Genomic DNA, 12,640 nt, shown 5'->3' on the forward strand with positions numbered 1-12,640 from the left:
CTCAATTCTTCAATTCCACTACAAAGGTCACATCACGGCATACGCACGCCGACGCGCGTATGCGTGCACGACTCCAGCAACGAGCCGTACCCGCCGTTAGATGGCAGGCTTCAGTATCGTGACGCCATGCGTTAGCGTCACCATGCAACGAGAGGAACACACTATTCAATAGTATATCATGAAGACGTGACGTTGCCCTTGCGCAGGTGCCGTAAGACTCCGCGGACAAAGCAATGAGGCTTCCCCCGCGAGAAGGGAAGCCTCATATTCCATTCATTCTATTCAGCGATGATGGCGCCTAATCACCGATCATCCTTTGGGAACAGCGCGTCGAAGGCATGTTCCATCACGGACTTACGGCGGATCACACCGACGAGTCTGCCATCACCATCCACCACCGGCAGTTTCTTGAACTGCTTCTTGGCGAGGATTCGGGCCACCTCTCCAACATGCTGGTCCAGAAACGGTTGATTTTACTGTGCTCAATCCGGATACATACAACGTCGCCAAGGCTCAGGGAACCGCCGCCTTCCCCATCAGTGGAATATCCAAAATAGACAACAGGGACGGCGGCACGACGTTCAATGGCGAGGTCCGCGCCGTGGCAGATGGATTCAAGCCATCTGATGGACAGCAAATCAAGATTTCCCTAGTACTGCGTAACGCACAGAACGCAATCATCTATGGAGATATCGCATTCGTGGATTGGCCGGGCAATGGCCGATCCACGCCATTCTCGATTACCGTCTACGATCTGCCGAAGTATGTGTCTTACGATCTGTATGCGCAAATCTGGTAGTTGACTTTACGTCTGGCAGGTGGCCGTCAGGTGCCTGTCAGGCCGCTGTTCTCGTCACCTGCGCACTGACGTTACGGCGCGCCTGGCCGAACAGATAGATGCCGATGGGCAGGGTCAGAACACCGCCGATGATGAACACCAGCGAAATCGGGATCACGTCGGCCAGTGGCGCGAAGATCAACATGCCGAGCGGCATTCCGAGCGCGCTCAGGGTGGTGTCAAGGCCGAATACACGGCCCACCATCCTCTCATCGGCCTCGGTCTGGATGATGGTGCGCATCGGGCCCGTGCAGATGGCCGAAGCCAAACCGTTCACCACATCAATCAGCAAATACGCCAGCAGATTGTGAACCACGCCAAGACCAACGACGGAGACGCCCACCAGAGCGATGCCGAAGGCGACCACGCGCATGTTGTTGCGGATGAGCTTGGCACCGATGGTAGACATCAGCGCGCCGCCGAGCAGCATACCGATGCTCCATCCCAGCTCGTTGGCGGCGAGTTTATCGGAGGCGGTGGTCAGGTTGATGAATCCGAGATTCAAATCGATGCCCTCATATTCGCGGGTCATGAGCAACAGCGTAAGGTTCATCGGCGCCACGGACACGAAGCACACCAAGGCGCCACCGAGCACCACGTTGCGCAGGTTCGCCCGGCGCCATGTGTAGCTGAAACCATCTTTCAAGTCAGCAAACACACGACGGACGCTGGCAATCAGCGAACGATCAGCATTGGCATCCGACATAGGTTCGAGTGTGGGTTGCCCGCTATTCTCCGCTTCAGCCATACGCCTCGCAACATGTTCCGCGCTCTTCTTCGGCGCTTTGATCAACGCCACAAAGCCGACGCCGATAATGGCCGTGGTCACATCGACTAACAGAATCGACCACAGCGGCACTGTGTTGATAAGCACAGCAGCCACCGCAGGTGCCACAATAGTATTCGCCGAATTAATCACGCCGTATATTGAGTTGACGCGCAATAGTTTGCCCGAGGGAACAACATCCGGTATGAACGACTGCACAGCGGGCGTCTGCACCCCGCCTCCCGCCGAACGAATGAACAGCACCACGAAAATCATGGTCAGACTCGCCCATCCCATCGCGAAGCTCAGCGACAGCACGACGGTGACCACAGCAATCACCATATCCGGCAGCATAATCAGCAACTTGCGACTGTGACGGTCGGCCCAGGAGCCGCCGAAGATCGAGACCACGGCCTGCGGCACCACGCCGAACAGAGTGGCCAGCAGCATCGCCGAACCGGTTCTGGTCTGCAATACGATCCACCACCAGATGGCATACTGCACGATGCTGGAGCCCAACAGCGAAAACGCCTGGCCGGTGAGTAGAAGCACTACACGGCGGATCCACGCACGCTCGGATTCCCCGTTGGCCACTGCTGCGGCATAGGCGGCACCGGGTTTGTTCGCGCTATGGACCGCTGCGCGCGCATTCGCATTGTCATCGCCGGAAACCTCGGGTGTTTCGCGCACAGTTGGTTCAGTTGTTGTACTACTAGAAGACATACGAGTGTTCTCAATTCTTCAATTCCACTACAAAGGTCACATCACGGCATACGCACGCCGACGCGCGTATGCGTGCACGACTCCAGCAACGAGCCGTACCCGCCGTTAGATGGCAGGCTTCAGTATCGTGACGCCATGCGTTAGCGTCACCATGCAACGAGAGGAACACACTATTCAATAGTATATCATGAAGACGTGACGTTGCCCTTGCGCAGGTGCCGTAAGACTCCGCGGACAAAGCAATGAGGCTTCCCCCGCGAGAAGGGAAGCCTCATATTCCATTCATTCTATTCAGCGATGATGGCGCCTAATCACCGATCATCCTTTGGGAACAGCGCGTCGAAGGCATGTTCCATCACGGACTTACGGCGGATCACACCGACGAGTCTGCCATCACCATCCACCACCGGCAGTTTCTTGAACTGCTTCTTGGCGAGGATTCGGGCCACCTCTCCAACATGCTGGTCGGGAGTGGCGGCAACGACCTTACGCGTGGCGATGTCCATCACCTTTTTGCCGGAGAGCGCCTGCACCTTGGAGGCCACGGTTTCGTCGTCGAACACCACCATCGTCGAACCGGTGCCGGTGGAAACCGTACGGGATTCATAGGTGGCAATCGATTTCATGACATCGCCGTCGCTGACGAAGCCGACGAGCCTGCCATCGCCGTTCACCACGGGAAGGCTGGAGACGTTGAGGCGGATGAACTCGCGTACCACATGCGTGATGTCATCGCTGTCCAGGCAGCTGTAGGGCTGATCGTCCATGATCCCGCCGATGGACTGTTCCTGGGCCTGCTTGAACAGGGAGGCGGCGGGGGCCACGTATGCGCCGGCGTAGTGATGCTCGGCGGGCTGGCCTTCAGTGGTTTCGGCCGCGACTTCGGCGGAGGCTTGCGCCTCATAGGCCTTGGCGTTGCGTGCGGCCTCCTCCTTGGCACGGCTGGTGACGGTGAAGATGCAGATGATCAGGGCGATCAGCGAGATGGCGGCGCACAGCAGGTAGGAGAACGCGATGCCGCTGGCCGTGGCGGACTTCACACCCTGGGACATGCGCGAGGCGGTCACGGATGTTTCTGCGGTGACCAGAAGCGAGGTCGCAATGGCTGCCGCGATCTGGCGGCCGGTGTTGGCGATGGCGTTGCCATGGGCGATCATGTCGTTCGGCAAAGCGTTGACGCCCCAAGTGTTTATCGGCATGTTGGCGATAGCCTGACCGGATGCCTGCAATGCGCAGAACACGGCGACAAACAGCACTGATGTCCTGGTGTTGATGGTGCCGAGAAGACCAAGAGAGATGGTCATGAGCGCAAGGCCGCCGATACCCACGCCTCGCGGGCCGAATTTGTCGAATGCGGCACCGGCGACCGGACTCAGGATGATGCCGATCGCCGCGGCGGGCAGCATGACCATGCCGGTGACGGTGGCGGATTGGCCGAGCACATTCTGGATGAAGATAGGCAACGTCACGTTGGTTGCGGCGACTGCGGCGTTGATCAGAGTGACCAGAATCGCGGAGTTGCGGAAGTTGCGGGTGGCAAGGGTGTCAACGCGCAACAATGGCTCATCGAGCTTGACTTGCTTGTATACGAATGCGACGAAGGCCACAAGACCAACGACGATTGAGGTAATGACGACCGGACTGGTCCATCCCATCGTGGAAGCGGACGAGAAGCCATAGAGCAGGCCACCGAACGCGATGGTCGAAAGGATCACGGACAGGATGTTGAGCTTTGGGTTCTTCAACTCGCCGACGTTCTTGAGCATCATCGTGCCTCCGACAAGGATGACCAGTGCCACGACTGCGATGCCAATGAACATCGGGCGCCATCCGAAACTGTCAATCACCAGACCACCGACAACCGGGCCGATAGCCGGGCCGGCGGCCATGACGATACCGGCCATGCCCATGGCGGTGCCGCGCTTATCCGGCGGATAGACGAGCATCGGCACTACGGCGACCAATGGCAACAGCACGCCGGAGCCGGCGGATTGCAGTATGCGTCCGACGAGCAACAGCATGAAATTCGGCGCGACGGCACACAGCAGTGTGCCGACCATGAAAGTGGCAAGAGCTCCGGCGAAGAGCTTTCGGGTGGAGAATTTATCAATCAGATAGCCTGAAATCGGCACCATGATGCCCGAGACCAGCATGTAGACGCTGGTCACCCACTGCACGGTGCCGGTGGTGATATTGAAATCACGCATCAGTGCCGGCAAGGCCGGTGACATGACGGTCTGGTTGAGCAGCGCGATGAACGAGCCGACGACGATCACGCCCACGATGATGAATCGGGTGTGCGGATCAATAGGCTTTGCGGAACTGGCGGCGGACCCGAGTTCCGCGGTTTTCTGTGAGGTCACAGCATTTCCTTCTGTTGGTAACGGCATGTGTGGGCGATCCGGCCCCATGCTTGTGTCAAGACGCGAGGACACCGATGAGTCCGGGGTAAAGGAAAAGCCGCCATCCGTTCCGCATTCATATACGGCAAACGATTCGCGGCTTTGCGTAAGTTGATGGCTATGGTGAGCGATTCATGCGACGTCGACTGCGGATGGGCCATCGGTACATCCCGGCATAAGGCGTGTCCCCGCTACACCAGCATCGAGAATAGGGCCATTTGTGGATTGGCAAACAGAACATTGCCGACGAACGACCCACGGCAGGCGCGTGCGATGAACATCGCGTAGCGATACAGGTTCATGGCATCTCCTTGATGGGTCTTCGTACGGCAGACATCGAGAAGCCTATCATCATTCAAATCGACGGTGAAACCCACGCATGCCCGACAATACACAAAATCTTCACAAAAGGATTGGGCTTACCGCATACGATCCGCCTGAATAGCGGTCCGGGGATGAATCAGGGGCGAGCTAGGGGTTGCGTCTCGTGTTTCCGTCATGCTGTCTGACAAAATAGTGAAGCTGAATATGCGAGGCATCGACCGGAATCGGAAAGGGGCAAATCATGCGAGTTCTCGGCAATATCCTGTGGATCATTCTTGGTGGGTTGGCCATCGCAATCGGATGGGCATTGGTGGGACTGATTCTGTGCATCTCCATCATCGGCATTCCGCTCGGCATTCAAGCGTTCAAGATGGCCAAGCTTGCGCTCTGGCCGTTCGGCGCGGAAATCGTCAACCTGTAGATTCCAAATACTACAAAGCCGCCAAAGCAACCCTTGACGAGGCGATCACCGACGTCAACAATTGGATTGACCAGCAAGCCGCCAAGGCCGAATAATAAAACACACATTATGTTGCTGCAGCAGCCAATCCTTGCAGAACAATGTCATGACAAAGGCCTGAGAAGACGACTTCTCAGGCCTTATCCGTGCCGCTTCTCAGTCGCTTGTAGCGACAGCTCCCCTCAAAAGAGGGGAGCCAGAGAAACACTTACTTCGAGACGTTGAATTTAAATTCGACGATATCGCCGTCCTGCATCACGTAGTCACGGCCTTCCTGACGCAGCTTGCCTTCCTCCTTGATCTTGACCATGGAACCTTCGGCAGCCACGAAATCGTCGTAGGAGACGATATCGGCCTTGATGAAGCCTTTTTCGAAGTCCGTGTGAATCACACCGGCAGCCTGCGGGGCGGTATAGCCCTTGTGGATCTGCCATGCACGCACTTCCTTCTCACCTGCGGTAAGGAAGGTGGAAAGGCCGAGCGTATCGTAGCCGACTCGCGCCAACTGATCCAGGCCGGACTCCTCAAGACCGGCGTCGGCGAGCATTTCACGCGCGTCGGCCTCATCGAGTTCGGTCAGATCGGCTTCGAACTGCGCGTTGAGGAAGATGGCGGGGGCCGGAGCCACGGATGCGGCGAGCTTGGCCTGCATGTCTTTATTCTGCAGTTCGACATCGTCCACGTTGAACACGTAGATGAACGGCTTGGCGCTCATCAAGTGCAGATCGTAGACGGAATCCTTGTCGAAACGACCTTCGCGAGTAGCCTTATCAATGGTTTCGCCAGCTTCAAGAATGGTCTTCGCCTGCTTGACGGCTTCCATGTAAGCCGGTTCGATCTTCTTGCCGCGCAGATCCTTCTCCAGCTTCGGCAGCGCGTTCTCGATGGTCTGCAGATCGGCGAGGATCAGCTCGGTGTTGATGGTTTCAATGTCGTCGGACGGATCGACCTTGCCGTTGACGTGCACGATATCATCGTCTTCGAAGGCACGCACGACCTCGCAGATCGCGTCGGCTTCGCGAATATTGGCGAGGAACTTGTTGCCCAGACCTTCACCTTCCGAAGCGCCCTTGACAATGCCTGCGATGTCGACGAACGTGACGGTGGCCGGCACGATCTTCTCCGTATGCACGAGCTTGGCGAGCACCGGCAGACGGTCATCCGGCAACGGCACAATGCCGGTGTTCGGTTCGATGGTGGCGAACGGATAGTTTTCCGCCAGCACGTTGTTGCGGGTCAATGCGTTGAACATGGTGGACTTGCCGACGTTCGGCAGTCCGACGATTCCGATAGTAAGAGACATGGTTCCCTAGCTTAGTATTAGGCTTCGATGGCGTCGACTGCTTTGATAACGGCACCACGGAACGCGCTTTCCTCCAACGATGCGACACCCCTGATGGTGGTGCCTCCCGGAGAGCAGACAGCGTCTTTCATGGCACCCGGATGCGTTTCGTTGGCCAAATAGAGCGCGCCCACGCCTTCCACCATTTTGGCAGCCAGACGATACGCGGTAGCACGCTGCAATCCATATTTCACACCGGCATCGCCCAATGCTTCGATGTACATGTCGGTGAAGGCCGGCGCGCAGCCGGCGATGCACATGCCGATGCCCATATGCGCGGTGTCCACGCGTTCAATCAGGCTGATTGACGAAAACAGGCTTTCGAAGGTTTCCGTCTGTTCCTGCGTGAGCGTGTTGTCGATTTCCGTGACCAGCACGCCTTTGCCGACAGCCATCGGCGTGTTCGGAATGGTGCATTGGATGTGTGCCTGTTCGAAAGACGTTCCGAACAGGTCGCGGAATTTGTTCAGATCCCAGCCTGCCGCAATGGACACGACGATGGTGTTCTCTTGCGCCAGCTGATCAATGATCGGTGCGATCACGGTTTCGATCTGATACGGTTTGATGGCGATGACGACCATGTCAGCTGCTTCGGCGACTTGCGCGGCGGTACGCACCGCTTTTGCGCCGAGTTTGGCGGCGTTGCGTTCCAGCTTGTCGTAATGCGCGGCACAGGCCACGATGTCGCCGCCATTGACGACGCCAGCGTTGACTAGGCCTTCGGCGATCGCCTGTGCCATATTGCCGTATCCGATGAATCCGATGGTTGGATTGGCCATGTTTCTTTCCTTTGCTATCGATACTCGTCGTTGCTGAACGATCGTCAGAACAACTCCGCCAAATCTCCGCGGTTCAATGCTTCATTGAACAGGTGCTTGAACACTGTTGAACCATGCACGCCGTCATGTTCAAACTCGTTGGTAGTCCAATAATGTGAACGACCGACGCGAGACAGCGTGTCGAGCTGCAATCCAGAATCGACGTACATGTCGTCAAAATAGACGGCAGCCTGCAGCGGAACCTCATTACGGGCCAACTGGTCGGCATCGTAGATCGTGCCGAAATGCGTGTCTTCCATAAGCACGTCCATGGCCGGCTTGAACGGACGCAACGCACGTTCCTGCTCGAACATCCACGGGAACATGGCCTCGCCGGTGAAATTAAGCGGACGAATGCCACCCGCGAATTCCGGATGCTCGCCGCGCACGCGCTGGGCGGCCCAGCGAATCGGTGTTTCCAGCTCGCCATTGGCGTAGATGAACTCCTGCAACGGCCAATACAGCGGGCGAGACGAGGTCGCATCCATCACGGAAGACAGGAACTCGTCAGACAGTTCCGCCGAGGTCGAGGCCGAACCGTCGCCGTCAAGGAATGCCTGGTCAAGAATCCAATGCACGCGTTCGAAACTTGGCTTCATACCGAAATCGGATCCCAAGCATTGGAAGCGTTCCACCGTGAGCGGATCGCCGTTCGGCAATGTGACCTTGCGCGATTGCAGAATGTCGGAGACGGCCGCGGCACGTTCGATATCGATCGGGTAACGCTCGTAGAACTGCTTCGTCTTTGCCGCCATGCGCGGGAACGTATGACGGTACACGTCGGTCGCATCGGCGGGAACATGAGGAATGCCGCCCGTGGTGAAACTGGCGATAACTCCTTGCGGGAACAGCGAAAGATACGTCAACGTCAGGAATCCGCCATAGCTTTGGCCAAGCGTGGCCCAACGTGCGCCCCCGAATTCGGTGCGACGCAGATGCTCGAAGTCACGAACGATCGAATCGGCGAGGAAACGCTTCAAAAACGCGGCACCGGCTTTGCCGTCGCCGTCCATGCCCTCAATCACATGCGTGTCGACACGAGACGAACGCCCCGTGCCACGTTGATCCGGCAACACCACGCGGAAATGCTTGATGGCCTCCTCGATCCAACCATCGGAACTTGGACCGAGCGGACGCGGACCGGAACCGCCGGGACCGCCCTGCAGGAACACGAGCAGCGGCAGGTTGTCATGCACATGTTCGGGAGCGGTGACCACACGGTAGAACAGGCTGATCGATTCGCCATCGAACCCATGACCGGGCTCGTGACCCGTCCAATCCAACGGCACCTTGATGGAACGATCCTCAATATGCAATCCGGGCACGTAGTATTCGCTCAGCAGTGTCATGCATTCACCTTTCCTTTGGCGTCATCGGCATGTTCAATGCGAGTAGTGGCTTCTTGATGGCTTCCATCCCACCCACACGCGGAAACAACCTTACCTCACAAAAGCGGCTTCATCTTGCCGCTATTTCATTCCTGCGCATGATGGCGTCACAGCGTATCTGGCGCTAGGGTGGAGCATATGTCGAATTTCAAGCAGCGTCTCTTGTCGTGGATGCATGGTCATGTCTTCGCGGGCGATCTCATTATCACGATTGTTGTGGGGTTTCTGTTGTTCGGCGTGACCGGCAGCGTCACCTATAATCCGGGATTGCTGTTCGATCTCAGCCCTTCCGCGCAAATAGCATGGGAGATGGTGATGCTTGTTCCGCTGCTGATTCGTCGATGGCGGCCGCAGACCGGCGCATTGCTCTGCGTGGCATGGGCCTTGGCGCATCTCATATTCGGCCCTTGCCTGTTGGGCGCCGATATTCTGGCATTGGTCATGCTGTATTCGGTGATCGTCTACGGCAATCCCAAAAACACGAAAGCCTTCATTATTTTGGCGTTGGCCATCGGTCTTCTGGCTTCGGCGCTGGTGGCATGGGCCATGACCAATGGACCGCTGCTCACCGGAGGAAAAGTGCATACATGGAGCGGTTGGAATAGCTCAAATCCAAATGGCGTTATGGTCATGGAAGACACTCTCGGCTCCATCTACACAGGAACATCCATGTCGGAAGTCGCCGACATGGTGGCGCAATACATGCTGGTGCTGACGCCGATTTTCGAAGTATGTATCATTTCCACCGTCATTGTAGCGTTCTGGCAGCGTGCCCGTCTGGCAACCGTTCGCACGATGCGGGAACGCAATGAGGCAATCGCCGCGCGAGACCAGGATGAACGCGATATCGCCGCGTTGGCGGAACGAGCACGCATCGCACGTGACATGCACGATGTGGTGGCGCACACCCTGTCAATCATCATCGTGCAGTCTGATGGCGGCCGCTATGCAGGCACGCATGATCCCGCGGTGGCTAGAAACACCATGGAGACGATTCGACACGAATCGGAACGCGCACTGCATGACATGCAACGTCTTCTGGGAGTATTCGGGGGTTCACCGCACGCCGATTATAACGATATAGGCAATCTCGTGGAACAAGCGCGAAACGTCTCCCCCGACATTCGAATCCGACGGAATATCACCGGCACCGCCAGCCCAGAACAACTCGGTGAACAAGCCTCGATAGCTTCCTACCATGTAGTGCAGGAGGCGCTGACGAATATCCGCAAGTATGCGGGGCCGCACGTCGATGTGCATATCAAAGAGTCATGGAACAACGGTTTGCTCACTTTGAGCGTCACCGACAATGGTCGTGGCGCGGCGGCCAATATCGACGGGCATACGCCAGGTTACGGCCTGTTGGGCATGAAGGAACGCATCGAATCGGCCGGAGGCTCATTGCAGGCTGGCCCTCAACTCGGCGGAGGCTTCGAAGTTATGGCCACCCTGCCTTACGGCGGTAAAGAGCCAGCGACAGACGAAACCGGCGAACAGTATGCCTCGGAACAGTCCGAATCGTGCAACACAACTGCCATATCCAGCAAAGCGAAATTATCCGACGAAGCAATCGCGCCTCACACAGCCGTCAACATATCGGCGCGAATCCCAGATCAACCATCGGAACAGACGCAGGAAACCAACCCACCAACCGGTCGCGATCATCGTTCGAACGCCCTGCAACACTTGCGCATTACCGCACCCAATCTGCATGATTTGCTCACATCGTTGAAACTGAAATCCGTAGAACTTGCCAATACATCCAATTCGCGAGGGCTGAATTGGGTGGAACGTGTTTCCGCGTGGACGCAGCACCATTATGTGCTCATGGATTCCGTTGGCGCCGTGATATTGGTCATGCTGCTGAATCGCATGTCGATTACATTCTTTTTTGATAGTTCACGCGATGCGCAGCTCTCTCATGCGATCGCCGCATGCTGCTTGCTGGCACTGGCTCTTCGACGCAGGTTCCCCGAAACTTGCGCGCTTATTGTGTTCGTATTGTCGGTTGTGCAATTGGTATTTTTGGGATTGATTGAGGTTGGACATATCGTAGCGTCGCTGTGTGCGCTGTATTCAGCCGTATTGTATGGGCGTGAACACGCATGGCGCTGGACCGGTCTTGCCGCTGTCACCTGTTCAGCTCTGATGGGCTTGAAAATCGCAGCTGATCAACACGGATACACTACCTTGTTCGGCGCCATCGCCGCTTCCGCGGGCTTAACAGAACCGGTTTCAGCCACGTCAAGTAGTAGTGCAGCGTTCTTTACCGGTGTCATGTATACGGTTGCAGTGCTGATGCTGTGCGCCGGCATCATGGCGTGGGCACGTTGGGCACGTTCCAGCGATTCAAACGCACTGGTATTGCAGGCTCGCGAAGAGGCACTGGTGGCCGAGCAGGAGAAGCAGCGTATTCTCGCGGCGAATATGGAACGTGACCGTATCAGTGCCAGCATTCAGGCTGAAGTCACCGCCACGTTGAACAGCGTGATCAGCCAGGCCGTCGATGGTATTCATATGTTGGACAGCGCCGAAGCACAAGGCAAGGAGCCTACCGCCGACGAGATTTCCGCAGCGTTCAAAGCCATTGGCGAGCAGGGGCGCGCCGCGCTTAAGCGTATGCGCGAACTGCTTGGCGTGCTTCGTGAGACTGGTTTCAGCGATGACGCTCATGCCGGCAGTGCGAGCGAACTGCAGTTGAGGCCCGCAGCACCGTTGGAGGAGCAGCTGCAGCGCGTGTCTCGATAGCCGATTCAAGTTTTTCAGGGAGATTTAAGGGTTCGTTTCGCGCTATGAGCGGAACAATGCCGATAAGGTGGAGAGTATGAGCGAGGAACAGAAGATTCGTGTGGTCATTGCCGATGATCAGGAATTGGTACGTGCCGGTTTCGCCATGGTGATCGGCTCCCAACCTGATATGGCGGTTGCGGCGCAGGCTCGCGATGGCGCGGAAGCTGTGGCGTTGGCGGAAACGCTGCATCCTGACGTGGTGTTGATGGACGTGCGCATGCCCGGCATGGATGGTATCGAGGCGACTCGGCAGATCAGTGCGTTGCGGCATCGCTTCGCTGCCGATGGAACGCAATCAGAAGTCACTCATACCAAAGTGATCATTCTGATGACATTCGACTTGGATGAATATGTTATGGCTGCGATCACTGCCGGAGCTTCCGGTTTTCTGCTGAAAGATACGGAACCGGAAACATTGCTGAATTCGATTCGCACGGTTTTTCAAGGTAATGCGATTATCGCACCGTCCGCCACGAAACGTCTTATCGAGAAAATGATGGAAGGCGATTTCATGGCTGCGAACGTTGGTAGGCCTGAAAATTCCGCAACTACTTCTACTACGGATTCAACATATACCGATCCTGAATTGGATGACCTGACCGACCGCGAGCGCGAAGTGCTTATTGAGATCGCGCATGGATTGTCGAATCAGGAGATTGCCGACAAGCTTTTCATCAGCCTGCCGACGGTGAAAACGCATGTGGCGCATATTCTGGCGAAAATCAATGCACGTGACCGCGTACAGGCGGTGGTGTTCGCTTACGAAAACCATTTGGTCTGACTGGTTTG

At 56.8% G+C, this 12,640-nt stretch carries 9 protein-coding genes and 1 pseudogene; 4 read left to right on the top strand and 6 right to left on the bottom strand.

What is annotated here, in order from left to right; translation table 11 throughout:
• Nucleotides 1-302: 302 nt before the first annotated feature.
• Nucleotides 303-440, bottom strand: coding sequence for a CBS domain-containing protein (locus KSY55_RS04785; RefSeq protein WP_205730320.1), 138 nt, complete (start codon nucleotides 438-440; stop codon nucleotides 303-305).
• Between the two features lie 17 nt (nucleotides 441-457).
• Here KSY55_RS04785 and KSY55_RS04790 point away from each other — a divergent pair.
• A pseudogene (locus tag KSY55_RS04790) lies at nucleotides 458-799 on the top strand (serine/threonine protein kinase); the annotation flags it as partial.
• A 37-nt stretch (nucleotides 800-836) separates the two neighbouring features.
• On the opposite strand, the gene KSY55_RS04795 reads toward KSY55_RS04790, so the two are convergent.
• Both KSY55_RS04795 and KSY55_RS04800 read right to left on the bottom strand, forming a co-directional pair.
• Nucleotides 837-2,327: an MFS transporter gene (locus tag KSY55_RS04795; RefSeq protein WP_065446522.1), complete on the bottom strand. Its 1,491-nt coding sequence runs from the start codon at nucleotides 2,325-2,327 to the stop codon at nucleotides 837-839.
• Between the two features lie 311 nt (nucleotides 2,328-2,638).
• On the bottom strand, nucleotides 2,639-4,690 hold the full coding sequence (locus tag KSY55_RS04800) for an MDR family MFS transporter (protein ID WP_217753810.1): 2,052 nt from the start codon (nucleotides 4,688-4,690) through the stop codon (nucleotides 2,639-2,641).
• Nucleotides 4,691-5,294: 604 nt separating this feature from the next.
• On the opposite strand from KSY55_RS04800, the gene KSY55_RS04810 reads away from it, so the two are divergent.
• Nucleotides 5,295-5,474: a YccF domain-containing protein gene (locus tag KSY55_RS04810; protein ID WP_065439400.1), complete on the top strand. Its 180-nt coding sequence runs from the start codon at nucleotides 5,295-5,297 to the stop codon at nucleotides 5,472-5,474.
• Nucleotides 5,475-5,721: 247 nt separating this feature from the next.
• On the opposite strand, the gene ychF is transcribed toward KSY55_RS04810, so the two are convergent.
• From ychF to KSY55_RS04825, 3 genes are read right to left on the bottom strand one after another with little or no spacing between them, the layout of a single operon-like run.
• Entirely contained in the window at nucleotides 5,722-6,816 is a 1,095-nt protein-coding gene (ychF, locus tag KSY55_RS04815; protein ID WP_055063144.1) for a redox-regulated ATPase YchF, read from the bottom strand.
• Between the two features lie 17 nt (nucleotides 6,817-6,833).
• Nucleotides 6,834-7,634 carry a pyrroline-5-carboxylate reductase gene (gene proC / locus KSY55_RS04820; protein ID WP_004223801.1) on the bottom strand — a complete coding sequence of 267 codons (801 nt, stop codon included), beginning with the start codon at nucleotides 7,632-7,634 and terminating at the stop codon, nucleotides 6,834-6,836.
• 44 nt (nucleotides 7,635-7,678) lie between these two features.
• The gene (locus KSY55_RS04825) at nucleotides 7,679-9,022 is read right to left on the bottom strand and encodes an alpha/beta fold hydrolase (RefSeq protein WP_118233294.1); all 1,344 of its coding nucleotides are present in this window, start codon (nucleotides 9,020-9,022) and stop codon (nucleotides 7,679-7,681) included.
• Nucleotides 9,023-9,199: 177 nt separating this feature from the next.
• Between KSY55_RS04825 and KSY55_RS04830 the strand changes: the two genes are divergently transcribed.
• Both KSY55_RS04830 and KSY55_RS04835 read left to right on the top strand, forming a co-directional pair.
• The gene (locus KSY55_RS04830; RefSeq protein ID WP_217749577.1) at nucleotides 9,200-11,809 is read left to right on the top strand and encodes a histidine kinase; all 2,610 of its coding nucleotides are present in this window, start codon (nucleotides 9,200-9,202) and stop codon (nucleotides 11,807-11,809) included.
• 76 nt (nucleotides 11,810-11,885) lie between these two features.
• A complete protein-coding gene (locus tag KSY55_RS04835) occupies nucleotides 11,886-12,632 on the top strand; it encodes a response regulator transcription factor (RefSeq protein WP_217749578.1) in 747 nt (248 codons plus the stop codon).
• Nucleotides 12,633-12,640: the final 8 nt, after the last annotated feature.

It is taken from the genome of Bifidobacterium sp. MSK.13.1 (assembly GCF_019131435.1).
Taxonomy (GTDB): domain Bacteria; phylum Actinomycetota; class Actinomycetes; order Actinomycetales; family Bifidobacteriaceae; genus Bifidobacterium; species Bifidobacterium pseudocatenulatum.